Source organism: Micromonospora sp. WMMC415 (assembly GCF_009707425.1).
GTDB lineage: Bacteria > Actinomycetota > Actinomycetes > Mycobacteriales > Micromonosporaceae > Micromonospora.
In genome coordinates, this window is sequence record NZ_CP046104.1 from 2713845 (window position 1) to 2737055 (window position 23211).

General features: G+C 74.1%; 21 protein-coding genes. 18 read left to right on the top strand and 3 right to left on the bottom strand.

All coding sequences use genetic code 11. From position 1 onward, the window contains the following. Positions 1-54: 54 nt before the first annotated feature. Together GKC29_RS13115 and GKC29_RS13120 are read left to right on the top strand one after the other, a co-directional pair. The gene (locus GKC29_RS13115) at positions 55-1275 is read left to right on the top strand and encodes a sensor histidine kinase (RefSeq protein WP_155331101.1); all 1221 of its coding nucleotides are present in this window, start codon (positions 55-57) and stop codon (positions 1273-1275) included. Beyond that, on the top strand, positions 1272-1928 hold the full coding sequence (locus GKC29_RS13120; RefSeq protein ID WP_155331102.1) for a response regulator transcription factor: 657 nt from the start codon (positions 1272-1274) through the stop codon (positions 1926-1928). The genes GKC29_RS13115 and GKC29_RS13120 overlap by 4 nt, the downstream gene beginning before the upstream one ends. 122 nt (positions 1929-2050) lie before the next feature. Here the strand turns inward: GKC29_RS13120 and GKC29_RS13125 are convergent, their stop codons facing one another. From GKC29_RS13125 to GKC29_RS13135, 3 genes are read right to left on the bottom strand one after another with little or no spacing between them, the layout of a single operon-like run. After that, a complete protein-coding gene (locus GKC29_RS13125) occupies positions 2051-2761 on the bottom strand; it encodes a TVP38/TMEM64 family protein (protein ID WP_155334114.1) in 711 nt (236 codons plus the stop codon). A 26-nt stretch (positions 2762-2787) separates the two neighbouring features. Then, positions 2788-3510, bottom strand: a complete 723-nt coding sequence (locus tag GKC29_RS13130; protein ID WP_155331103.1) for a type 1 glutamine amidotransferase — start codon at positions 3508-3510, stop codon at positions 2788-2790. Continuing rightward, a complete protein-coding gene (locus tag GKC29_RS13135; RefSeq protein WP_155334115.1) occupies positions 3500-4747 on the bottom strand; it encodes a MurT ligase domain-containing protein in 1248 nt (415 codons plus the stop codon). Before GKC29_RS13135 ends, GKC29_RS13130 begins: the two co-directional genes overlap by 11 nt. A gap of 357 nt (positions 4748-5104) precedes the next feature. On the opposite strand from GKC29_RS13135, the gene mraZ reads away from it, so the two are divergent. The 16 genes from mraZ (at position 5105) to GKC29_RS13215 (ending at position 23163) form a co-directional block, all read left to right on the top strand. Further along, positions 5105-5536: a division/cell wall cluster transcriptional repressor MraZ gene (gene mraZ, locus GKC29_RS13140; RefSeq protein WP_155331104.1), complete on the top strand. Its 432-nt coding sequence runs from the start codon at positions 5105-5107 to the stop codon at positions 5534-5536. 205 nt (positions 5537-5741) lie between these two features. Next, positions 5742-6845 carry a 16S rRNA (cytosine(1402)-N(4))-methyltransferase RsmH gene (gene rsmH / locus GKC29_RS13145; protein WP_155331105.1) on the top strand — a complete coding sequence of 368 codons (1104 nt, stop codon included), beginning with the start codon at positions 5742-5744 and terminating at the stop codon, positions 6843-6845. After that, positions 6835-7440, top strand: a complete 606-nt coding sequence (locus GKC29_RS13150) for a hypothetical protein (RefSeq protein ID WP_155331106.1) — start codon at positions 6835-6837, stop codon at positions 7438-7440. Before rsmH ends, GKC29_RS13150 begins: the two co-directional genes overlap by 11 nt. 3 nt (positions 7441-7443) lie before the next feature. Beyond that, entirely contained in the window at positions 7444-9603 is a 2160-nt protein-coding gene (locus GKC29_RS13155) for a penicillin-binding protein 2 (protein WP_155331107.1), read from the top strand. A gap of 118 nt (positions 9604-9721) precedes the next feature. After that, positions 9722-11239, top strand: coding sequence for a UDP-N-acetylmuramoyl-L-alanyl-D-glutamate--2,6-diaminopimelate ligase (locus GKC29_RS13160; protein WP_155334116.1), 1518 nt, complete (start codon positions 9722-9724; stop codon positions 11237-11239). After that, entirely contained in the window at positions 11236-12693 is a 1458-nt protein-coding gene (gene murF / locus GKC29_RS13165; protein WP_155331108.1) for a UDP-N-acetylmuramoyl-tripeptide--D-alanyl-D-alanine ligase, read from the top strand. Before GKC29_RS13160 ends, murF begins: the two co-directional genes overlap by 4 nt. After that, complete coding sequence (gene mraY / locus GKC29_RS13170; protein ID WP_155331109.1) at positions 12690-13814, top strand: phospho-N-acetylmuramoyl-pentapeptide-transferase; 1125 nt, start codon at positions 12690-12692, stop codon at positions 13812-13814. The genes murF and mraY overlap by 4 nt, the downstream gene beginning before the upstream one ends. Positions 13815-14093: 279 nt before the next feature. Then, positions 14094-15488, top strand: a complete 1395-nt coding sequence (locus GKC29_RS13175) for an FtsW/RodA/SpoVE family cell cycle protein (protein WP_196255914.1) — start codon at positions 14094-14096, stop codon at positions 15486-15488. Next, complete coding sequence (gene murG, locus GKC29_RS13180) at positions 15488-16594, top strand: undecaprenyldiphospho-muramoylpentapeptide beta-N-acetylglucosaminyltransferase (RefSeq protein ID WP_155331111.1); 1107 nt, start codon at positions 15488-15490, stop codon at positions 16592-16594. Before GKC29_RS13175 ends, murG begins: the two co-directional genes overlap by 1 nt. A gap of 55 nt (positions 16595-16649) precedes the next feature. Continuing rightward, complete coding sequence (murC, locus tag GKC29_RS13185) at positions 16650-18182, top strand: UDP-N-acetylmuramate--L-alanine ligase (RefSeq protein WP_155331112.1); 1533 nt, start codon at positions 16650-16652, stop codon at positions 18180-18182. Then, positions 18179-18994, top strand: coding sequence for a cell division protein FtsQ/DivIB (locus GKC29_RS13190; RefSeq protein WP_155331113.1), 816 nt, complete (start codon positions 18179-18181; stop codon positions 18992-18994). Before murC ends, GKC29_RS13190 begins: the two co-directional genes overlap by 4 nt. A 228-nt stretch (positions 18995-19222) precedes the next feature. After that, positions 19223-20338: a cell division protein FtsZ gene (ftsZ, locus tag GKC29_RS13195; protein ID WP_155331114.1), complete on the top strand. Its 1116-nt coding sequence runs from the start codon at positions 19223-19225 to the stop codon at positions 20336-20338. Between the two features lie 9 nt (positions 20339-20347). Further along, the gene (locus tag GKC29_RS13200) at positions 20348-21094 is read left to right on the top strand and encodes a YggS family pyridoxal phosphate-dependent enzyme (RefSeq protein ID WP_155331115.1); all 747 of its coding nucleotides are present in this window, start codon (positions 20348-20350) and stop codon (positions 21092-21094) included. A gap of 191 nt (positions 21095-21285) precedes the next feature. Then, positions 21286-21981, top strand: a complete 696-nt coding sequence (locus tag GKC29_RS13205) for a cell division protein SepF (protein ID WP_155331116.1) — start codon at positions 21286-21288, stop codon at positions 21979-21981. 31 nt (positions 21982-22012) lie between these two features. Further along, a complete protein-coding gene (locus tag GKC29_RS13210) occupies positions 22013-22318 on the top strand; it encodes a YggT family protein (protein WP_155331117.1) in 306 nt (101 codons plus the stop codon). A 44-nt stretch (positions 22319-22362) separates the two neighbouring features. Next, the gene (locus tag GKC29_RS13215) at positions 22363-23163 is read left to right on the top strand and encodes a DivIVA domain-containing protein (RefSeq protein WP_155331118.1); all 801 of its coding nucleotides are present in this window, start codon (positions 22363-22365) and stop codon (positions 23161-23163) included. Positions 23164-23211: the final 48 nt, after the last annotated feature.

Below are 23211 nucleotides of genomic sequence, written 5' to 3' on the forward strand. Positions count from 1 at the left end.
GCGTACGTCCGTTGGCCGATGCCCGGTCCCGGGCCGGCTGGCTACCGTGTCCGCATGGACGCCACCCTGCCGCCGCCCCGCCGGACCTCCTCGCGGGCGCGCACGGTGCTGCCCTGGGTCGGCGTCGCGTTGCTCCCCGGCGCCGTGCTGCTCGCCCCGGCCGCGGCGTCCAGCCGGGCCGGCTTCGGGCTCGGCGACTGGTGGATCCCCGAGCGCTACCTGCTGCCGCTGCTGGTCCTGGCCCTGCCCGCCGGCCTGCTGCGCCGCCGCCCGCTGCTCGCCCTGGGGCTGATGCTGGTCGCGGCGTGCCTGGTCACCGTGACCGTCAACGTCCCGGAGAACGGCTACCTGCGCGACATCTGGTACGCCCAGTTCCTGGGCATCGACCTGGTGGTCGGGCTGGTCGCGGCGCACCGCTCCCGGCGCGTCTCGGCGCCGGCCGCGGTCGTCGTGCTCGCAGTGCAGGTCGCGGCCGGCTTCGTGAACCCGCCCGTGGACCCGTTGAGCCGGGCCACCCTCTCCGCGCTGGCGGTGGTGACCGTGTGGACGGTCGGCGACTCGATCCGGACCCGCCGCCGGCACACCGAGGTGCTACGCGAACACGAGGCCGCCGAGGCGGTCACCGCCGAGCGGCTGCGCATCGCGCGCGAACTGCACGACCAGGTCGCGCACAGCATCGGGGTGATCGCTATCCAGGCCGGCATGGGGGCGCGGGTGATCGACAGCCAGCCGGCGCAGGCGCGGGCCGCCCTCACCACCATCGAGGAGACCAGCCGGGAGACGCTGGCCGGCCTCCGGCGTACGCTCCGGGCGCTGCGCCGCCCGGAGGCGGAGTCGGCCCCGCTGGACCCGACGCCCGGGCTGGCCGATCTCGACCGCCTGGTGACGGCCGCCGCCGACGCCGGGGTCCGGGTCGAGGCACGGCAGCGCGGCGAGCGGCGGCCCGTCCCGGCCGACCTCGACCTCGCCGCGTTCCGGATCGTCCAGGAGGCGCTCACCAACGTGGTACGACACGCGGGCACCGATCGGTGCCGGGTCACCGTCACCCACGGCCCGGACGAGCTTGCGGTGGAGGTCGTCGACGACGGCCGGGGCGGCGCGGTCGGCGGTGCGGGGCACGGGCTTGTCGGCATGCGGGAGCGGGTCGCCATGGCCGGCGGGCGGTTCCGCGCCGGCCCGCGACCGGAGGGCGGCTTCCGGGTGGCCGCGTGGCTGCCGGTGCCACCGACGGCCGGCGAGCCGGTGGGATCGCGGCCCGGGACGGGGGAGCGGTGAGCATACGAGTGCTGCTGGTCGACGACCAGCCACTGGTCCGCGCCGGCCTGCGGGTGCTGATCGCCGACACACCCGACCTGGTCGTGGTCGGCGAGGCCGGCAACGGCACCGACGCCGTCCGGCTGGCCCGCGACGCGGCCCCGGAGGTGGTGCTGATGGACCTGCGGATGCCCGGCACGGACGGCATCGCCGCCACCCGCGCGATCACCGCACAGGGCGGGCCCGCACGGGTGCTGGTGCTCACCACCTTCGACGACGACGAGCACGTGCACGCCGCGCTGCGCGCCGGGGCGAGCGGATTCCTGGTCAAGGACGTGGCGGTGGACGAGATCCTCGCCGCGGTCCGCGTGGTCGCCGCCGGTGACGCGCTGATCGCGCCCGCCGTGACCCGCCGGCTGATCGCCGAGTTCGCCCGCCGGCCCGCCCCGGCCGCCGCCCGCCGTGGCCTGGACGGCGTCACTGATCGGGAACGCGAGGTCCTCACGCTCGTGGGCCGAGGGCTGTCCAACGCCGAGATCGCCGCCGAGCTGGTGATCAGCGCGGCCACCGCGAAGTCGCACGTGGCGCGGCTGTTCACGAAGCTCGGTGCGAGGGACCGCGTGCACCTGGTGATCGCCGCCTACGACGCCGGCCTGGTCACCCCCTCGTCCTGACCCCCCGGGCCACCCGCCCCGCCGGGACGAGGTGACAACTTCGGGGAAATAGCGGCCTCCAAGGCGAGCGGAGGCCGCTATTTGCCCGAAGTTGTGCGGATCTTGGCGGCCCGGGGGTGATGTCAGGTGGGCCCGAGGCGGCGGAGGCGTTCGGCGCGCCACCAGCGGTGGATGAGAACCGCGCTGGCGATCACGCCGAGGCCGGCGGGGGCGGCGGCGAACCAGTTGACCTCGCCGGGCGAGGTGACCGCCGCGCCGACGGCGGCGTACCCGAAGGCGGTCGGCGCTGACGCGAGCAGGCTGCCGGCCAGGAACGGCAGGACCCGGGCACCGGTGGTGCCGTAGCCGTAGCTGACCAGGCCGAAGCCGGCGATCGGCAGCAGCCGGACGGTGATCACGCCGAGCACGCTCTGCCGGGCGAACCAGCCGTCCAGGCGGGCCAGTCGGCCACGGACCCGCTCGGCGACGAACTCCCGCCCGAGCACCCGGCCCACGGTGAACCCGATGGCCGCCGCCAGCAGCGCCGCGCCGAGCGCGTACGCGGCCCCTTCAAGGGCGCCGAACAGCGCTCCGGACGCCAGCGTGATGAAGGTGCGGGGGACCAGCGCCACGAGCAGCAGCGCGCCGCCGACGACGGCCGCCACCGGGGCGTACGCGCCGAGTCGGTCGGCGTGCCCCGGCAGGTCCGCCAGGTCCGGCCGGGGTGCCAGCAGCGCGACCGGCGCGAGGATTCCCAGCACGAGCAGCAGCACCGCGAACCGGGCGGCTGCCGGATCTCCGATCAGCCGCCGAATGGCACGGGTCATGGCGGAGCGGCGGCCGCCGCGGGTCATCGTCGTCGGGCGGCGGCCTTCGCCGGTCACGGTCGGGCGGCGGCGGCCACCGCGGCGCGGCGCTCGGCGCGGAGGCGGTCGGACCAGGTGTCGTCCAGCGGGGGCAGCTGGTTGACGCCGATGGCCCAGCGCAGCAGCAGGTCGGCCAGGGCGGGGTTGCGGGCCAGGGCCGGCCCGTGCGAGTACGTGCCGAGCAGCTTGCCGCGCCAGGCGCCCTCGGTGGCGCCGTCGTTGCCGACGCCGGCGGTGACCCGGGCGAGGGGTGCCGCCTCCGGGCCGAGGTGGGTACGGCCGCCGTGGTTCTCGAAGCCGGTGAGCGGCGGCAGCCCCAGCCGGGGGTCGATGTCGCCGGCCAGCTCGCCCACGGCCCGGGTGGGCCCCCGGTCGGAGGACAGGTCGAGCAGCTCCAGCCCCGCGCACTTGGTGCCCTTGGCGAAGAAGGAGGAGCCGAGCAGCTGGTAGCCGGCGCAGACGCCGAACACCACCGACCCCTGCGCGACGGCCCGGTGCAGGCCGCCGTCGGCGATCAGCCGCTGCGCGCCGAGCGCCTGCGGGCCGTCCTCGCCGCCGCCGATCAGGTAGATGTCGGCGGTCGCGGGCAGTCGCTCGTCGGAGCGGACCTCCAACACCTCCACCGGGTAGCCGCGCCGCTGGGCACGGCTGGCCAGGATCAGCGCGTTGCCGCGGTCCCCGTAGGTGGAGAGCAGGTCGGGGTAGACCCAGACGATTCGCAGGCTGTCAGAGGACACGGTCCAACTCCGCTCGGATGTCCTGGAAGGCGGTGTAGTTCGCGATGACCTCCAGCCGGCCCGGCGGGGCCGTCCGGACCGCCTCGGCGAAGGTGCGTACGTGCTGGAACGGCACGCCGTTGACGTCGAGCCGGACCGCCAGGTCGTACGCCCGGTCGCCGGTGATGAGCACCTGCCGGCCGCGCAGCGGGCTGAAGTCGACGTCGAAGAGCCAGGAGGTGTCCAGCCCGTCGGGGTCGCGGGCGTTGATGGAGAGCAGCGTGGGTGCCTCGTCGGCCATGTCGAACGCCTCCAGCCAGCTGGCCGGGTTCTTCGCCAGCAGCAGCCGGATCAGCCGGCCGTCCCGCTCGACCTGCGCGTACCGGCCGGCGACCGAGGTGACCGTGCTGAGCTTGAGCACCGCGTCGACGGGGCGTACGCCGAACTCGGCGGCGACCGCGAGGGCGGTGGCGGCGTTGCCGAGGTTGACCTTGCCGGGGAGCTGGAGCTTGACCTTGTGCCAGGCGCCGGTGGGGTCGACGACGCCGTCGTCCTCCACCGTCCAGTGCGGCTCGGGACGGCGCAGCGGGCAGCCGGTGCACCACCACTGGTCGCCCTCGCGGGCGATGGTGGAGCCGCATTCCGGGCAGACCCACGAGTCGTCGTGCCAGCGCTGGCCGGCGCTGAACCAGGTGACCTGCGGCGGGCTGATCCGGTGGTCGTGGTTGGGCGGCGGGGTGGCCGCCCACACGACCATCGGGTCGTCGGCGTTGGCGATGACGCGGACGTCGGAGTGCTTGACCAGGGCCGCGCGCCAGAGCTGCGCCATCATGGCGACCTCCTTGGCGCGGTCGAGCTGGTCGCGGGAGAGGTTGAGCAGTGCCACCACGTGCGGCTCGGTGGACTCCAGCACCTGGGCGAGGTAGTGCTCGTCGACCTCGAGCACCGCGTACGGCGTGCTGCCGGCCTTGGCCAGCGCCGAGGTGTGCCCGGTGGGCATGTTCGCGCCGAAGGAGTTGGTGGCGACCTTGCCGAGCACGCCGACGGCGGCCGTGGTGAGGCGCGTGGTGGTGGTCTTGCCGTTGGTGCCGGAGATCAGCGCGATGGCGCGGCCGGCGGCGAGGTGGGCGAGCAGGTCCGGATCGATCTTGAGGCCGATCCAGCCGCCGATGACCGAGCCGTCGCCGCGGCCCGCGGCCCGCGACAGCGCCGCGGCTGTCCGCGACACGGAGCTGGCCACCTTCGCCCGCAGGGGCATCTTCGCGTCCGTCACGCGAGCGAGGTTACTCCACCGGCGGGCCCCCCAGATCGCCGCCGAGGGCGAACCGTTCGGCCGGTGACACTCCGGCGCCTCGTCGGGCGCGGATCGGCCGGATGGAATCGATCTATGTCGGAAAGCGGACGGCGCCCGGCGGGTCGCTCCGCCCTCCACTCCGCTCCACCCTCGTTGACGTGCGGTTTTGGCCGGGCGACACGCGCGCCGCGCGGGCGATTCCGGTTGCGGGTGGAGGGAAGTGGAGTAGAGTGGGGCGCGATGGTGAGGCCGGGAGGGCCCACCGGCCCGGGGGGTCAGCGGCGCCGCGAACGCCGCTAGATGGGCGAGGGGGTTGGGCCGATGTTCCTCGGCACCCACACCCCGCGCCTGGACGACAAGGGCCGGTTGATCCTTCCGGCGAAGTTCCGGGACGAGCTGGCGGGGGGTGTCGTGATCACCAAAGGGCAGGAGCGCTGCCTCTACGTCTTCCCGACGCCGGAGTTCCAGCGGATCGCGGATCAGTTACGCGCGCAGCCGATGACGCACAAGGCGGCCCGGGCCTACAGCCGGGTCTTCTTCGCGAGCGCGCACGACGAGGTCCCCGACAAGCAGGGGCGGGTGACCATCCCGGCCCACCTCCGGGAGTACGCCGCACTCGACCGTGACCTGGTCGTGATCGGCGCGCACACGCGGGTGGAGATCTGGGACCGGGCGGCCTGGGAGACGTACCTCTCGGAGAGCGAGGACGGCTTCGCCGACATCGAGGAGGGGGTGCTGCCCGGCGGCCTGTAGGGCGTGGCGACGCCCGACGTACTGCGAGATCTCCAGCCGCTTTCGAGTTCCTGGCATCCCTTCCCCGGTGCCAGGCGCACGATCCGATCGGGGGGCCGTGGCCGGAAGGCGGGCGGGAGCGGATGGGGATCTGGCGGTACGACGGCACGGCGTCGTCCGGCGACGGGCGCGAGACGACTGACGGTTTCAAGCAGTGGGGGTCGACATGGGGGAGCTACGCGGCACGCACGTGCCGGTGCTGCTCGAGCGGTGTCTCGAGCTGCTCGCTCCCGCGCTGGACCGGGGGGAGCGCACGGTCCACGTCGACGCCACGCTGGGGTTGGGCGGGCACGCCGAGGCGGTGCTGGAGGCGCACCCGCGCACGGTGCTGGTCGGGCTCGACCGGGACACCGAGGCCCTCGCCCACGCGCGGGCACGGCTGGCCCGGTTCGCCGACCGGATCCACCTGGAGCACGCCGTGTACGACGAGCTGCCCGAGGTGCTGGGCCGGCTCGGGTACCCGGCGGTCGACGGGGTCCTGTTCGACCTGGGCGTCTCCTCGTTGCAGCTCGACGCGCCCGACCGCGGGTTCGCGTACGCGCAGGACGCGCCGCTGGACATGCGGATGGACCAGACCCGGGGTGTGACCGCCGAGGAGGTGGTCAACACCTACGCGCACCCGGAACTGGCCCGGGTGCTGCGGGTCTACGGCGAGGAGAAGTTCGCGACGCGGATCGCGTCGGCGATCGTCCGGGAGCGGGAGCGCGCCCGGATCACCTCGTCGGCGCGCCTGGCCGAGCTGGTCCGGGACAGCATTCCGGCGCCAGCCCGGCGAACCGGGGGACACCCGGCAAAGAGAACGTTTCAGGCTTTACGGATAGAGGTAAACCGAGAGCTGGTGGCGCTGGAAGCGGCGCTGCCGGCAGCGCTCGACCGGCTCACGGTGGGCGGCCGCATGGTTGTCCTGTCCTACCACTCGCTGGAGGACCGGCTCACCAAGCTGGCGCTCGCCGACCGGGTCCGCAGCAAGGGCCCGGTCGACCTGCCGGTCGAGCTGCCCGGGACCGGTCCGACGTTCCGGCTGCTCAGCCGGGGCGCGGAACTGCCGAGCGAGGTGGAGGTCGCGGCGAACCCGCGCGCCGCCTCGGTGCGGTTGCGGGCCGCGGAGCGGCTCGACCCGACCGCGGAGCAGCACCGGCGTACCGACCGCGAACGGTACCGCCGGCGGGTCCGGGCGATGCACCAACCGGGCACGGGGTCGGCCGCGCGACGGCCGGCTCCGGGGGACGGGACAGGGACGGACGAAGAGGGGGAGGGACATGACGATTGACAAGCGCGACCGCCGGGACGTGACCGGCGGCGGGCAGCGCACACCGCGGTCGGGGGGCCGGATCGCGGCGGAGCGGGCCACGCGCGTCGGCACGGGCACGCCGCAGGCGGACCGGACGGGCCGGCTGGGGGAGGCTCGCGCCCGGGGGGCGCGCGAGTTCCCGACCCAGGGCACCGCGGCGCTGCGCCCGGCCGAGCGGGACGGCGCGACCGCGCCGCGCCCGCCCCGGCTGCGGGTGGCGCCGCCGGCGCCGGTGTCGGTGCCGCGCGCGCCGTTCGCGGCGCTGATCGTGACGCTGGTGGTCGGCGGGGTGCTCGGCATCCTGCTGGTCAACACGAAGATCAACGAGAACGCGTTCCGGCTGGAGAAGCTCCAGCAGCAGCAGGCCAAGCTGGACCTGGAGCAGCAGCAGCTGAACCGGCAGATCGCCGAGCACGAGGCGCCGGGCAACCTGACCGCCGCCGCGCGCAGGCTCGGCCTCGTCGAGGCCGGCGAGCCGGCGTACATCCGGCTGCCGGACGGCAAGACCATCGGCGTGCCGCAGCCGGCCAGCGGGCAGCCGTCGGTCACCAGCCAGCAGGGCGCCGGGGGGTAGGCCGTGCCCCCGAGATCGGAGGAACCGCGCCGGGACGCCACGGGCTCCCGGCGCGGCCCGTCCCGTGGCGACGGAACCGCCGATCCGCGTACCGGCGAGCCGGGGGTCGGCGGGATCTCCGGCGCCCGCGCGTACACGCCCCGGGGACGCACCATCGGCGAGGATCGGCTGGGCGACGCCCGCGCCGCCCGGGCCGAGCAGCGGCGCACGCCGCGCGGCGGGCGCTCCGGCGACCCGTTCCGCCCCGCCCTCCAGGTGCTCGACGGCGGGCGGACCGGCCGGCGGGAGCCGACCCGTCGTACCCCCGTGGTCCGCACGGTGCCCGAGCGGGCGCCCCGGGAGGACCCGCCGCCGCGCCGCCGCCCCGCGCGCAGCACGCCGGCCCGGCCGGCGGCCCGGCGCCCGTCGCGCAAGCCACCGAAGCCGCCCCGGCTGGCCGACCCCGGCCGCCGGCTGCGGCTCGGCACCGCGCTGGCCCTGACCCTGTTCGCCGTCATCGGCATCCGGCTCGTCGTCCTCCAGGCCGTGGAGAGCCCGGCGTACGCCGACGCGGGGCTCCCCGACCGGCTGCGGACGGTGGTGCTGCCGGCGCCGCGCGGGGCGATCTACGACCGCGACGGCGCGGCGCTGGCGCACAGCATCGAGGCGCGGTACGTCTACGCCGACCCGACCCTGGTGAAGGACCCGCAGGCGACCGCGCGCGCCCTCTCCCCGCTGCTCGGCATTCCCGCGTCGGACCTGGCCGAGAAGATGAAGCAGCGCATGCTCCCGGGCGGGATCCCCTCGCGGTTCGAGTACCTGGCCCGCGGCGTGGACGTCGGCCGGGCACGGCAGATCATGGCGCTGGAGCTGCCGGGCATCAACGCCCACCGCGACGAGCGCCGCGAGGTGCCGGGCGGTGACCTCGCGGCGAACCTCATCGGCTTCACCAGCGCCGACATGAACGGTCTGGAAGGGCTGGAGGCGCGCTACGACGACCTGCTCGCCGGCAAGGACGGCCAGCGCCGGTACGAGGTGGGGCTCGGCGACCTGGCCGCCCCGATCCCGGGCGGCTTCAGCGAGACGACGAAGGCGAAGCCGGGCAGCTCGCTGACGCTCACCCTCGACCGGGACCTCCAGTTCGTGGTGCAGGGGCTGCTCGCCAAGCGGATGGAGAAGGTCAAGGGTTCGACCGGCGCGGCGATCGTGCTGGAGGTCGGCACCGGCGAGGTGCTGGCGCAGGCGGCGTACCCCACCTACAACGCGGCGAACCCCCTCAACAGCGAGCCGGCCGACCGGGAGGACGTGGCCACCGGCTTCGTGGTGGACCCGGGCTCGGTGCACAAGGCGATCACCTTCGGCGCGGCCCTGCAGGAGGGCGTCATCACCCCGGACACGACGCTGCCGATCGCGAACGCCGTCCGCAAGGGCGACACCTGGTTCGAGGACACCCACCCCGCGGGTGGGAAGCGGATGAGCCTGGCCGGCATGATGGCGTACTCGTCGAACGTCGGCACCATCGCCATCGCCGACAAGCTCGGCCGGGACCGCCTCATTGACTACCAGAAGCGGTTCGGGCTCGGCGAGGCGACCGGCGTCGGCATGCCCGGCGAGGCGACCGGGCGGCTCCTGCCGGCGGAGGAGTGGAGCGACTCGTCGCGCGGGTCGGTGCCGATCGGGCACAGCGTCGACGCCACGCCGCTGCAGATGGCCGCCGCGTACGCCACGATCGCCAACAACGGCACGTACGTCGCGCCGCGCCTGGTCAAGGAGATCATCGGGCCGGACGGCAAGCGGACGAAGCCCGAGGCCCCGCCGACCCGGTCGGTGCTCAGCCCGGACACCGCCGCCGAGCTGCGCACGATCCTGGAGGCGGTGACCACCGTCGACCACGCCACCGGCCTCGCGGCCGCGGTCCCCGGCTACCGGGTGGCCGGCAAGACCGGCACCGGCTGGCGGCTGGTCGAAGGCCGTAAGCAGCCCGGCGAGGTGGCCTCGTTCATCGGGATGGCACCGGCCGAGAAGCCCCGGTACGTGATCGCGGTCTTCGCGCACACGCCCGGCGGCGGGGGCGGCGACATCGCCGCCCCGGCGTTCCGGGACATGATGCAGTTCGCCCTGCGTCACGACCGGGTCCCGCCGTCGTCCGCCGCCGCGCCGAAGTTCGAGGTCTTTCCGCGCTGACCGGCGGGAACGGGACATCATCGGTGAGTGCGGACGAACCACCGGGGCGGCTGTGCGGCCGGAACCGGACGACCGGGTAGGGTCTGACGCCGTGTCCGGCAATCCTCGCCCCCGCACCGTGACCGGAGTCCGGCTCGGCGACCTCGCCGCCCGCCTCGCCGCCGAGCCCGGCGCGGGTGCCGTCGATCCCCGGGCGGCCGCCCCGGAACCGGTGATCACCGGCGTGACGCACGCCAGCCAGGAGGTCCGGCCCGGCGACCTGTACGCGGCGCTGCCCGGAGCCCGCCGGCACGGCGCGGAGTTCGTCCCCGCCGCCGCGGCGGCCGGCGCGGTGGCCGTGCTCACCGACCCGGCCGGAGCGCCGGCGGCGGAGGAGGCCGGCCTGCCGGCGCTGGTGGTGCCCGACCCGCGCGCGGTGCTCGGCGACCTGGCCAGCGCCGTCTACGGCGACCCCACCGAGGGGCTGACCGTGATCGGGGTGACCGGCACCGCCGGCAAGACCTCCACGGCGTACCTGGTCGAGTCCGGCCTGCGGGCCGCCGGGCACACCACCGGCCTGATCGGGACCGTCGAGACCCGCCTCGGCGACCTGGTGATCGACAGCGTCCGCACCACGCCCGAGGCGACGGACCTGCACGCCATGCTCGCCGCGGCCCGGGAGCGCGGCGTGACCGCCCTCGTCATGGAGGTGTCCAGCCACGCCCTCGCCATGGGGCGGGTCGGCGGGGTCCGGTTCACCGTCGGCGGGTACACCAACTTCGGCTCCGACCACCTCGACTTCCACGCCGACGCGGCCGACTACTTCGCGGCGAAGGCGAAGCTCTTCGACGGCCGCTGCGCGGTGGAGGTGCTCAACCACGACGACCCGGCGCTGCGTCCGCTGCACAAGCCGGCCACCGTCACGTACTCGGCGGCCGGCAACCGGTCCGCCACCTGGTGGGCGGACGAGATCGGCGGCGAGGGGTACGCGCAGCGGTTCACCCTGCACGGCCCGGACGGCCTCACCCTGCCCGCCGGGGTGTCCCTGCCCGGCCGGCACAACGTCGCCAACGCGCTGCTCGCCGTCGCCGCGCTGGTCGCCGCCGGGGTGGACCCGAAGACCGCCGCCGAGGGCGTCGCCGCCTGCGGGGGCGTCCCCGGCCGGCTGGAGCTGGTCCGGGCGCCCGGCCCGGTGCGCGGCGTCGTCGACTACGCGCACAAGACCGACGCGATCGTCGCCGCGCTGGCCGCCCTGCGGGAGTTCAGCGGCGGCCGGCTCATCTGCCTGATCGGCGCGGGCGGCGACCGGGACCGGGGCAAGCGGCCCCTGATGGGCGCCGCAGCGGCGGAGGGAGCGGACGTGGTGCTGGTGACCGACGACAACCCGCGCACCGAGGACCCCGCCGAGATCCGGGCCGAGGTGCTCGCCGGGGCGTACCGGGCGGCCACGGACGCCCGGATCCTGGAGGTCCCCGGCCGGCGGGCGGCCATCGCCGAGGCGGTCCGGCTGGCCGAGCCGGGCGACGTGGTGGCGCTGCTCGGCAAGGGCCACGAGCAGGGGCAGGAGGTCGCCGGGGAGGTGCACCCCTTCGACGACCGCACCGAGCTGGCGGCCGCGCTGCACGCCCGCTTCGGCGAGCCGGAGGGGCGGCGGTGATCCCGCTGCGCCTGGCCGAGGTGGCGGCGGCCGTCGGCGGGCGGCTGGTCGCCGCCGACCCGGAGGTCACGGTCACCGGCACCGTCGAGTTCGACTCCCGCAAGGTCGGCCCCGGCGGGCTCTTCGTCGCCTTCCCCGGCGAGAAGGTGGACGGGCACGACTACGCCGCCGGGTCCGTCGAGGCGGGCGCGGTGGCCGTGCTCGGCACCCGCGAGGTGCCCGGCGTGCCGATGGTGCTGGTCGACGACGCCCTCGCGGCGATGGGACGGCTGGCCCGCGCGGTGGTGGACCGGCTGCCCGGCCTGACCGTCATCGGGCTCACCGGCTCGTCCGGCAAGACCACCACCAAGGATCTGATCGCCCAGCTCACCGCACGGCTCGGGCCGACGGTCGCGCCACCCGGCTCGTTCAACAACGAGCTGGGGCACCCGTACACGGCGTTGCAGGCCGGGCCGGAAACCCGATACCTCGTCATGGAGAAGGGCGCCCGCGGCGTGGGGCACGTCCGGTACCTGTGCGACGTGGTGCCGCCGCGCATCTCCGTGGTGCTCAACGTCGGGGTCGCGCACATCGGCGAGTTCGGCTCCCGGGAGACCATCGCCCTGGCCAAGGGCGAGCTGGTCGAGGCGCTGCCCGTGGACGGGCTCGCGGTGCTCAACGCCGACGACGACCTGGTCTCGGCCATGGCGACGCGGACGGCGGCCCGGGTGGTCCGGTACGGGGAGGCGCTGGACGCGGACATCCGCGCGGTCGACGTGACGCTGGACGAGCGCGGCCGGCCGTCGTACACGCTGGTGACGCCCGAGGGTGACGCGCCGGTCCGGCTCGGGCTGACCGGTCGGCACCAGGTCTCCAACTCGCTCGCCGCCGCGGCGGTGGCGCGGGAACTGGGCATGCCGCTGACCGAGCTGGCGATCGCGCTCGGCCAGCTGGGTCTGGTGTCGACCCGCCGGATGGACGTGTTCGAGCGCACCGACGGGGTCACCGTCATCGACGACTCGTACAACGCCAACCCGGCCTCGATGGCGGCCGCGCTGCGCGCGCTGGCCGGCGTCGGGCAGGGGCGGCGCACGGTGGCGGTGCTCGGCTACATGGCCGAACTGGGACCGTTCGAGCACGACGGGCACGTCGAGGTCGGCCGGCTCGCGGCCGAGCTGGGCGTCGACCGCCTGCTCGTGGTGGGCGACGCGGCCGCGCCGATCCACCAGGGCGCGAATTCGGTAGGTGACTGGGGAGGAGAATCGGTGCTGCTCACCGATCAGGCGGGCGCCGTCGAGGTGCTGCGGAACGAGCTACGGCCGGGCGACGTCGTCCTGGTGAAGGGTTCCCGGTACCGCACCTGGGAGGTTGCGGACGCGCTGCGCGCCGACGCCGTGCCGGCGGCCGGGTCGGGCGGAAGCGCGAGCAGCGAGCTTGCGAGCCCCGCCGTCGCGACCGAAGGTGACCCGGCATGAGGGCGGTCATCGTCGCCGTCGGGGTGGCGTTCCTCGTCTCGCTGTTCTGCACACCGATCGCGATCCGGGTGTTCACCCGGCTGAAGGCGGGCCAGCCGATCCGGGCCGAGGGCCCGGCGATGCACCAGGGCAAGAAGGGCACGCCGACGATGGGCGGGGTGGTCTTCATCCTGGCCACCGTCATCGCGTACGTCGCGGGCCACCTGGCCCTGACCACGCTTCCGGACGCCCAGATCGCCCAGGTCGAGCCGACCATCACCGCGCTGGTGCTGCTCGGGCTGATGGTCTTCTCCGGCGCGGTCGGCTTCATCGACGACTTCCTCAAGGTCCGCAAGCGGCACAGCGGCGGCCTCAACAAGCGCGGCAAGCTGCTCGGCCAGATCCTGGTCGGCGCGCTCTTCGGCGTGATCGCCCTGTACTTCCCGAGCAGCATGACCGACGCGGAGGGCCAGGCGACCAACACCGAGACCGTCGGCAGCACCACGCTGAGCTTCATCCGGGACATCCCCGCCCTGGAGCTCACCAAGGTCGGCGCGGTGATCGTCTTCATCTTCGTGGTGATGGCGGCGACGAACGGCGTGAACCTCACCGACGGTCTGGACGGGCTGGCGACCGGCGCCTCGGTGATGGTGCTCGCCGCGTACGCGCTGATCGCCTTCTGGCAGTACCGGCACTGGTGCGCGGACCCGAGCTACACCCAGGACTACTGCTACACGGTCCGCGACCCCCTCGAGATCGCGTTGATCGCCGGGGCGGCGGCCGGCGCCTGCGTCGGGTTTCTCTGGTGGAACACGTCGCCGGCGCGGATCTTCATGGGGGACACCGGGGCGCTCGGCCTCGGTGGCCTGATCGCCGGCATGGCGATGTCGACGCGGACGATCATGCTGCTGCCGATCATCGGCGGGCTCTTCGTCATCATCACGATGTCCGTGGTGATCCAGATCATCTCGTTCCGGACCACCGGCAAGCGGGTCTTCCGGATGTCCCCGTTGCAGCACCACTTCGAGCTGGCCGGGTGGAGCGAGGTCAACATCGTGGTGCGCTTCTGGATCATCGCCGGGATCGGGGTGGCGATCGCGCTCGGCCTCTTCTACAGCGACTTCCTCGCCCACGTCGGCTGACCGCTCACCGGAGCGTTAACAGGGGGCCCTTCCTCTACCTGAGGCGTTAAGAAGGGGCCCTTCCCTGCACCCCGACACGCCGAGGGAGCGGTTGCCGGGGTGGCGGCGCCGGGCAGCGGCGATGATGTCGGGGTGGGGGAGGTACGAGGCACTGAGGTGACGACGGAGACCACGACCGGGCGGCCGGGCGGTACCCGTACGCCGGAGGGCGCCGCGGCGCGGCCGCCGGAGGGGCCGGCTGCCCCGCCCGGACTGCGCGGCCTGGACGCCGCCGGCGGGCTGGCCGCCCTGCGCGGCCTGCTGGAGCGGCCGCTCGCGTCGTACTACCTGCTGCTGTCCAGCGCCGGCCTGTTGCTGCTGATCGGCCTCACCATGGTCTTCTCGGCGACCAGCGTGCGCGACTACGCCGAGGGCGGCGACGCCACCGCCACGCTGGCCAAGCAGGCGATCTTCGCGGTGATCGGGATCGTCGCCTTCTGGGCCTGCCAGCGGCTACCGGCGAGCACCTTCCGCTCGGTCGCCTGGCCGGCGCTCGGCGTGTCGGTGGTGCTGCTGCTCCTGCTGAACGCGCTGATGGCGCTGGAGTCGCTGGCCGACGCCGACCAGCTCGGCCCCTTCGACGCGGACCTGAACTGGCTGCATCTCGGCCCGATCCAGCTGCAACCGTCGGAGCTGGCGAAGTTCGCCCTGGTGCTGTGGGGCGCGGACGTGATCGCCCGCAAGGGCGCGAAGCTCGGCTGGTGGCGGGAGCTGGCCACCCCGCTCTTCCCGGTGGTCGGGCTGCTGTTCGTGCTGGTCGGCTACAACGACCTGGGCACGATGCTCTGCCTGCTCGCCCTGGTGGTCGGGCTGCTGTGGGCGGCCGGGGTGCGGCTGCGGGTCTTCGCCACCCTCACCGCGGTCGGCCTGCTCGGCATCGGCCTGCTGGTGGCGGTCGCCTCGCTCGGCGCCGGGTCCGGCGAGCGGGGCGCGGAGAACTACCGGCTGGCCCGGCTGACCACCTTCATCGACCCGCCGCCGCCGGAGCAGTGCAAGCTCGAAGAGTGCTACCAGATGGTGCAGGCCCGGTACGCGATCGAGAACGGCGGCTGGTTCGGCACCGGCCTCGGCAAGAGCACCCTCAAGTGGGAGTGGCTGCCCGCCGCGGAGAACGACTTCATCTTCGCCGTCATCGCCGAGGAACTGGGCGTGGTGGGGTGCGGCGTGGTCGTCGTGCTGTTCGCCGTCCTCGCGTACACCGGGCTGCGGATCGCCCGCCGGGTGACCGACCCGTTCCGGCGGCTGGCCGCCGCCGGGGCCACCGCCTGGCTGGTCGGCCAGGCCTTCATCAACATCGGCGGGGTGGTCGGGCTGCTGCCGCTCACCGGCGTGCCGCTGCCGTTCATCTCCGACGGTGGAAGCGCCCTGGTCGTCACGCTCGCCGCGATCGGGATGCTCGCGTCGTTCGCCCGCGCCGAACCTGATGCGGCGAGAGCCCTCCATGCCCGTCCGCCGGCCCGATGGGTCCGACTAGTGTGGGCCCCGTTGCCGCCGCTTCCCGGCCGGCGTCGGGCGGGTGCCCCGCCGGCCGCCCGGGCCCGGGTGCCCAGGGAGCGGCGCGGAGACGACCAGGCCGCACCGCGGGTCCGGGGGGACCGGACGAGGCGCGGGTCGGCGGACGAGAGGAGACGGTGATGGGTCCGCTGCGTTCGGTGGTGCTTGCGGGAGGCGGCACCGGGGGGCACATCTATCCGTTGCTCGCCTTCGCCGACTGCCTGCGCCGGCACGACCCCGGCGTCCGGATCACCTGCGTGGGCACGCCGAAGGGCCTGGAGAACGAGCTGATCCCGCCGGCCGGTTACGACCTGCGCCAGATCCCCGCGTACCAGCTGCCCCGCTCGGTCAACATGAACCTGGTGAAGACCCCGGGCCGGATGTGGACCGCGGCCCGCGCCGCGGGCAAGGTGATCGACGAGGTGCGGGCCGACGTCGTGGTGGGCTTCGGCGGGTACGTCTCGGTGCCGGCCTACCTGGCCGCGTGGCGGCGCGAGCTGCCCATCGTCATCCACGAGGTCAACGTGCCGCCGGGGGTGGCCAACCGGCTGGGCATGAAGTTCACCAAGCACGTCGCCGTCGGCTTCCCGCACCAGCCCGCTCAGGCGGAGGTGCTGCGCGACGCCCGCGTGGTCGGGGTGCCGCTGCGCCGCGGGATCGCCGGCCTCGACCGGTACGCGATGCGCAACGCCGCGCGCGCCCACTTCGGCCTCCGCCCCGACCTGCCGGTGCTGTTCGTGGCGGGCGGCTCGCAGGGCGCCCGCTCCATCAACCTCGCGGTGTCGGGCGCGGCCAAGGAACTGGCCCGCAACGGCGTGCAGGTGCTGCACGTGATCGGCGCCCGCAACGAGCCGGTGCCGGTGCCGACCGACCTGCCGGTGCCGTACGTGACCCTGCCGTACCTGTCGCAGATGGAGCTCGGCTACGCCGCCGCCGACCTGATGCTCGGCCGGGGCGGGGCGATGACCTGCGCCGAGGTGGCCGCGATCGGCCTGCCCACGGTGTACGTGCCGTACCCGCACAGCAACCAGGAGCAGCGGCGCAACGCGCTGCCGGTGGTGGAGGCCGGGGGTGGCGTGCTCGTCGACGACGCCGAGATGACCCCGGCCTGGGTCGAGCAGACCCTGATCCCGCTGATCCGTGACCCGCAGCGGCTCGCCGCGATGGGCGCCGCCGCGGGCGCGTACGGGCGCCGCGACGGCGACGAGGCGCTGCTCAACTTCGTCTACGAGGCGGTGGCCCGGTGAGCGCGAGGAGTGCAGCGCAGCGGAGCCCCGCAGTCGCGAACGAAAGGCTGGTCCGATGACCGCGCAGTTCACCCCGGCCGGCACACTCACCGCCGAGGATCTGGGCACGATCCACCTGATCGGGGTCGGCGGGGTCGGCATGAGCGGCCTGGCCCGGCTCTTCCTCACCCGGGGCATCCCGGTCTCCGGCAGCGAGTTGCGCGAGTGGCCGTCGCTGGCCGGCCTGCGCGCGCTCGGCGGCACGATCCACATGAGCCACGAGGTGTCCAACCTCGACGGGGTGGACACCGTCGTCTACTCGTCGGCGATCCCGCAGGACCACCTGGAGATGGTGGAGGCGCGCCGCCGCGGCCTGCGGGTGCTGCACCGCTCCGAGGCGCTCGCGGCGGCCATGACCGGCCGCCGGACGGTCGCGGTCGCCGGCACCCACGGCAAGACCACCACCACGTCGATGGTGACGATGGTGCTCCAGCAGGCCGGTGCCGACCCGTCCTTCGTGATCGGCGGGGAGATCTCCGAGGTCGGCTCGGGCGCGCACCACGGCACGGGCGAGTACTTCGTGGTGGAGGCGGACGAGAGCGACCGCTCCTTCCTCATCTACCGGCCGTTCGTGTCGATCATCACCAACATCGAGGCGGACCACCTCAACACGTACGGCGACCTGGCCAACCTGGAGGCGACGTTCGCCGAGTTCGCCCGCCTCACCGACCCGGACGGGTTCATCGTCACCTGCGCCGACGACGCGGGCGGCCGGCGGCTGGCCGAGACGCTGCGCGGCGAGGGCCGGCGGGTGTACACGTACGGCACCTCGGACGACGCCGACCTGCGGCTGACCGAGATGACGTCCTCGGCCAAGGGGATCCGCTACCTCGCCGGCATCGACGGGCGCTCGCTGGGTGAGTTCCGGATGCCGGTGCCGGGGCGGCACATGGGCCTCAACAGCGCCTCGGCGGTGCTCACCGCGTACCTCCTGGGCCTGCCCCTGGAGGCCGCGGAGGCGGCGCTGGCGGCCTTCCCCGGCGTGCGGCGGCGCTTCGAGCGCAAGGGCGTGGCCGACGACGTGCTGGTGTACGACGAGTACGCCTACCACCCGACGTCGATGACGCTGGCGTTGCAGACGTTGCGGGAGGTGGCCGGCGACGGCCGGCTGATCGTGGTGTTCCAGCCCTACCGGCTCTACCGCACCCGGGACCTCCAGACGGAGATCGCCGGGGCCCTCGCCATCGCCGACGAGGTGGTGCTGCTGGAGGTCTTCGGCCCGGGCGAGCAGCGCGGGCCGGGGGAGGGCTCGGTGGCGCTGGTCGAGGTGGTGCCGCTGCCGGCGGACCGGAAGGTCTTCGTCGACTCGTGGGACGCGGTGCCGGCCGAGGTGGCCCGGCGGGCCCGGCCGGGCGACGTCGTGGTGACCATGGGCGCTCCGCCCATCTCGCTCATGGGCGACCAGCTGCTCGCCGCGCTGTCGGTGCGCGGGGAGGGCGAGCCCGCCGGCACTGTGCCCGGCGGCGAGGCCGGTGGCGCGACGACGATCGGCGGCACCGTCCCGGGTGTCACCGGCGGCGCGGTCCCGGACGCCTCCGCGGCCGGATGAGTCCCGGGCCCGCGCGCGGGCGCACCACCGGCGCGGACGGCGGCGGCCGGCGGGGCCCGGCCCGCCGCTGGCAGCTCGTGCGGGCCGGTAGCGACGCCGTCCCCGCCTCGACCCGCCGGTTCATGGCCCGCGCCCGGCAGCGCCGGATGCGGGCGGCGCTGCCGTGGGCGGTCGCGGCCGGCGTGCTCGCGCTCGCCGGGCTGGTCGCCTGGACCGTGCTCGGGACCGGGCTGTTCGGCGTCCGCGAGGTGCGGGTGGAGGGCGCGACGCTGGTCACCCCGGTGCAGGTGCGCGACGCCGCCGGCGTCGCCGACGGTACGCCGCTGGCCCGGGTCGACCTGGCGGGCACCGCCCGGCGGATCGGTGCGCTGCCGGCGGTCGAGCGGGCCGACGTGATCCGCGACTGGCCGGACGCGCTGGTGGTCCGGGTGACCGAGCGGACCGGCGTGGCCGTGGTGCCGCGGGGGGAGCAGTTCGTCGTCGTCGACGGGGCCGGCGTGGTCTTCCGGACCCTCGCCGAGCGGCCCGGGGGCCTGCCGCTGGTCCGGCTGGCCGCGCCCGGCCCGGGGGACGCGGACACCCGCGCCGCCCTGGACGTGCTCGCCGCGCTGACTCCGCAGCTGCGGGCGGAGCTGGTGGACGTGACCGTCGAGGGGCTCGCCCGGATCACGCTCAACCTGCGGGGCGAGCGGCGGGTGGTGTGGGGCGACGCGACCCGGGGCGAGGACAAGGCGCGGGTCGCCACCGCGCTGCTGGACCGCGAGGCGGCGACGATCGACGTGAGCGCCCCCGACGTGGTGACCTTCCGGTGAGTGTGACGCGTCCGAAGGCGGCGACACGCCGCGTGGTTGCTTGGTTCGACGGGCGGGGGCGCTTACGTTGCCCCGAAGAGGATCAGTGGTTGACATAACTGTAAGCCTCTAGTAGAGGGTGAGGGTTTAGGCCCGAACCCCGCTGGTGCACAGCGTCCGTCGACCGCTGACCTGGCCAAGCCGTGTGGGGCCGGCCCATGCCAATCTCGAGGGGGAAAGGACCTTCAGATGACACCTCCGCACAACTACCTGGCGGTCATCAAGGTCGTCGGCATCGGGGGCGGCGGCGTGAACGCCGTCAACCGAATGATCGAGGTTGGGCTCAAGGGCGTCGAGTTCATCGCGATCAACACCGATGCGCAGGCGCTGCTGATGAGCGACGCCGACGTCAAGCTGGACGTCGGCCGTGAGCTGACCCGAGGGCTGGGCGCCGGTGCCAACCCGGACGTCGGCAAGAACGCCGCCGAGGACCACCGCGACGAGATCGAGGAGGTGCTCAAGGGCGCCGACATGGTCTTCGTGACCTGCGGCGAGGGCGGCGGCACCGGCACCGGTGGAGCGCCGGTGGTGGCGAACATCGCCCGCAAGCTCGGCGCGCTCACCATCGGCGTGGTGACCCGGCCGTTCTCGTTCGAGGGCAAGCGCCGCCAGGTGCAGGCCGAGTCGGGCATCGACGAGCTGCGCAACCAGTGCGACACGCTGATCGTGATCCCGAACGACCGGCTGCTCGCGCTCGGCGACCGGAACATCTCCATGATGGACGCGTTCCGCACCGCCGACCAGGTGCTCCTCTCCGGTGTCCAGGGCATCACCGACCTGATCACGACCCCCGGTCTGATCAACCTGGACTTCGCCGACGTCAAGAGCGTCATGAGCGGCGCGGGCAGCGCCCTCATGGGCATCGGCAGCGCCCGCGGGGAGAACCGCGCGGTGGAGGCGGCCGAGGCGGCGATCTCCAGCCCGCTGCTGGAGCAGAGCATGGACGGCGCGCGCGGCGTGCTGCTCTCCATCGCCGGCGGTTCCGATCTGGGCCTGTTCGAGATCAACGACGCGGCCCAGCTGGTCACCGACGCGGCGCACCCGGACGCGAACATCATCTTCGGCGCGGTCATCGACGACGCCCTCGGCGACGAGGTGCGGGTCACCGTGATCGCGGCGGGCTTCGACGGGGGCGCTCCCGCGTACAAGGCGGCCGAGCCGGCCCGCAAGACCAACCAGAACCAGCCGGCGCCGCCCACGACGCCGGTGCCGCCGCCGGCCACCATGCCGGCCCCGCAGCAGTCCCCCCGTCGGGTTCTCTTCGACGACGTCGACGTGCCCGACTTCCTCAAGAACGGTTCCTGAGCCCTGCCGATGAACAGCTCCGCCGCTCCGGTGCGTCCCGACCGTCGCGCCGAACTCGCGGCCGGCCTCGCCCGTGTCCGCTCCCGGATCGCCGACGCCTGCACGGCCGCCGGCCGGGACCACGGCGAGGTCACCATGATCGCGGTGACGAAGACGTACCCGGCCGGCGACGTGGTCGCGCTGGTCGGGCTCGGGGTCACCGACGTGGGGGAGAACCGGGACCAGGAGGCGTCCGGGAAGGCGGCCGAGGTGGCGGCGGCCGGGGTGACGCCCCGGTGGCACTTCATCGGCCAGTTGCAGCGCAACAAGGCGAAGTCGGTGGTCCGGTACGCCGACGTCGTGCAGTCCGTCGACAGTGTCCGGCTGGCCCGGGCGCTGGACGCGGCGTCGGCGGCCGGCCGGGACCGGCCGCTGGACGTGCTGGTGCAGGTGAGCATCGACGGCGACGCGGCCCGCGGGGGCGCGCTGCCGGGCTCCGCCGACCCGGACGCGGGGCTGGATCAGGTCGCGGAGGCGGTGGCCGGCGCGGACGGGCTCCGGCTCGGTGGCCTGATGGCGGTCGCGCCGCTGGGCTGGGAACCGGAGCGGGCGTTCGCCCGGCTCGCGGAGGTGGCGGCCGTTTTCCGGGCGCGCCATCCGGAGTCGACGGTTCTCTCGGCGGGAATGAGCGGCGACCTGGAAATGGCGATCCGGTACGGCGCGACACATGTCCGGGTGGGCAGCGCGTTGCTCGGAATGCGTTCCACGCTGCGGTAGCCTGACCGCCAGAAGCAAATTACATCGGTGTTGTTTTGGTGGGAGCGGCATCCCGGATCGGGGTCGTGGCGCGCGACGCGAATCGTGCGCCGGGGGATTGCCGGTCCGGTCCGGTGGGCAGAGATGATCCACTCGCGACAGGCGACACGGCACGGGGGCGCGTGCCGCACGGCGGACGGGAAGGGCGCGGGATGGGTGCGCTGCGCAAGGCGGGGGTCTGGCTCGGTCTGGTCGAGGAGGACGACGAGCGGGCCTACGACGACGGTGGCTACGACAAGGGTGGCTACCGCGATTCGCGGTACCGGTCGAGCCGGTACCCGGAGGACTTCGGCGACGAGGACGAGGACGACGCGGACGAGCCGCCGGCGCCCCGACCCCGGCTCGGCGACCGGGGCCGCCTGAGCGAGCGGGCCGCCGCGCGTTCCGCCGACGGCGATCGGCTCGAGGCGGAGCGGCCGGAGCGGGCCGAGCGGTCCAGCGTCCGGTCCATCACGCGGTCCGCCGCCGCCGAGACGTCCGGGGCGCTGACCTACCACACCCGCGACAACCTGGCCCTGGCGCCGCAGTCGCAGGCCCGTGAGCGCGCGGTCGTGGCGGACGAGGAGCAGCGGTACCAGATCACGACGCTGCACCCCACCACCTACCGCGAGGCCCGCACCATCGGCGAGCACTTCCGCGACGGCGTCCCGGTGATCATCAACCTCACCGAGATGGACGAGGCGGACGCCCGGCGCCTGGTCGACTTCGCCGCCGGTCTGGCGTTCGGGCTGCGCGGTACGATCGAGCGCGTGACCAATCGGGTGTTCCTGCTCTCACCGGCCAACGTCCAGGTCACCGCGGAGGACAAGGCCAAGATCGCTGAGGGCGGCTTTTTCAGTCTCAGTTGACCCCGCCCGAGCGCAAGGGACGTCGCCTGTCGTGTTGTCGATCGTGCTCCAGGTTCTCTACCTGATCCTGTTTGTCTTCCTTCTGGTTCTTCTGTCCCGATTCGTGTTGAGCGCCGTTCTGCAGTACGGCCGGCGGTGGCAGCCGGGGCGCGCGGCATCGGCGGGTCTGGAATCCGTGTGGAGCGTCACTGATCCCCCTCTCAGCGCGTTGAGGCGTGTGATCCCTCCGCTGCGAATTGGTACCGTGAGCATCGACCTGGCCTCCCTTGTGCTCCTGGTTATCCTGTTCGTGCTGATGGAGTTCGTGTTGAGGCCGTTGATCTTCAGGACCGCCTGATGACCGACGCGCTTTCGCGGCCGCAACTGACCCGAGGAGTTTCGATGCCGCTGACCCCGGCCGACGTCCACAACGTCGCCTTCAAAAAGCCGCCGATCGGCAAGCGGGGGTATGACGAGGAGGAGGTCGACGCCTTCCTGGACGAGGTCGAGCGCGAGCTTGCCCGTCTGATCGAGGAGAACAACGAACTGCGCGCCCAGGTGGAGCGCGGTGGCCGGGGCCCGGCCCCCGCCGGTCCCGGTGGCGACGCCCGTCTCGCCGCCGAGCTCAACGAGGTCAAGGCGCAGCTCGACCGGGTGCAGCGGGACAAGGCCGCGGCCGAGCAGGCCGCCCGCGCGATGCAGGCGGAGCTGGAGCAGGTCCGCGCCACGGGGGGCGCTGCGGTGACCGGCGACGGCGAGCAGCAGGCGCTGCGGGTGCTGATGATGGCCCAGCGGACCGCCGACGACCACGTCTCCGACGCCCGCCGCGAGGCCGACCAGCTGCTCTCCGAGGCCCGTTCCAAGGCCGAGGAGGTCACCCGGGAGGCGCGCGCCAAGGCCGACGCCCTCGAGCGGGACGCCCGGCAGCGCCACCAGGAGGCCATGGGTGGCCTCGACGCCAAGCGCACGGCGCTGCAGAAGCACATCGAGGAGCTCAAGCAGTTCGAGCGTGAGTACCGGACCCGCCTGAAGGCCTACCTGGAGAGCCAGCTGCGCGACCTCGACGGTCGCGGCCAGGGCCTCGAGGCCGAGATGAACCGCGCCGAGAGCGGCCGGGTCGCGGGCGGCAACGGCCTGGCCGCGGCCGGTCTCGCCGGTTCCTACGGCGGCGGTCGCTCCGGCGCCCTGGAAGGCGGTCGCTGACCACCGGCCGGCGACCGTCCGGTGACGGTCGCCGGCTTCGCCACATCG

Coding starts and splice junctions, on each gene's coding strand:
- GKC29_RS13115 (WP_155331101.1), top strand. CDS start 55: ATGGACGCCACCCTGCCGCCGCCCCGCCGGACCTCCTCGCGGGCGCGC.
- GKC29_RS13125 (WP_155334114.1), bottom strand. CDS start 2,761: ATGACCCGCGGCGGCCGCCGCTCCGCCATGACCCGTGCCATTCGGCGG.
- GKC29_RS13135 (WP_155334115.1), bottom strand. CDS start 4,747: ATGCCCCTGCGGGCGAAGGTGGCCAGCTCCGTGTCGCGGACAGCCGCG.
- mraZ (WP_155331104.1), top strand. CDS start 5,105: ATGTTCCTCGGCACCCACACCCCGCGCCTGGACGACAAGGGCCGGTTG.
- rsmH (WP_155331105.1), top strand. CDS start 5,742: ATGGGGGAGCTACGCGGCACGCACGTGCCGGTGCTGCTCGAGCGGTGT.
- GKC29_RS13150 (WP_155331106.1), top strand. CDS start 6,835: ATGACGATTGACAAGCGCGACCGCCGGGACGTGACCGGCGGCGGGCAG.
- mraY (WP_155331109.1), top strand. CDS start 12,690: ATGAGGGCGGTCATCGTCGCCGTCGGGGTGGCGTTCCTCGTCTCGCTG.
- murG (WP_155331111.1), top strand. CDS start 15,488: ATGGGTCCGCTGCGTTCGGTGGTGCTTGCGGGAGGCGGCACCGGGGGG.
- murC (WP_155331112.1), top strand. CDS start 16,650: ATGACCGCGCAGTTCACCCCGGCCGGCACACTCACCGCCGAGGATCTG.
- GKC29_RS13190 (WP_155331113.1), top strand. CDS start 18,179: ATGAGTCCCGGGCCCGCGCGCGGGCGCACCACCGGCGCGGACGGCGGC.
- ftsZ (WP_155331114.1), top strand. CDS start 19,223: ATGACACCTCCGCACAACTACCTGGCGGTCATCAAGGTCGTCGGCATC.
- GKC29_RS13200 (WP_155331115.1), top strand. CDS start 20,348: ATGAACAGCTCCGCCGCTCCGGTGCGTCCCGACCGTCGCGCCGAACTC.
- GKC29_RS13205 (WP_155331116.1), top strand. CDS start 21,286: ATGGGTGCGCTGCGCAAGGCGGGGGTCTGGCTCGGTCTGGTCGAGGAG.
- GKC29_RS13215 (WP_155331118.1), top strand. CDS start 22,363: ATGCCGCTGACCCCGGCCGACGTCCACAACGTCGCCTTCAAAAAGCCG.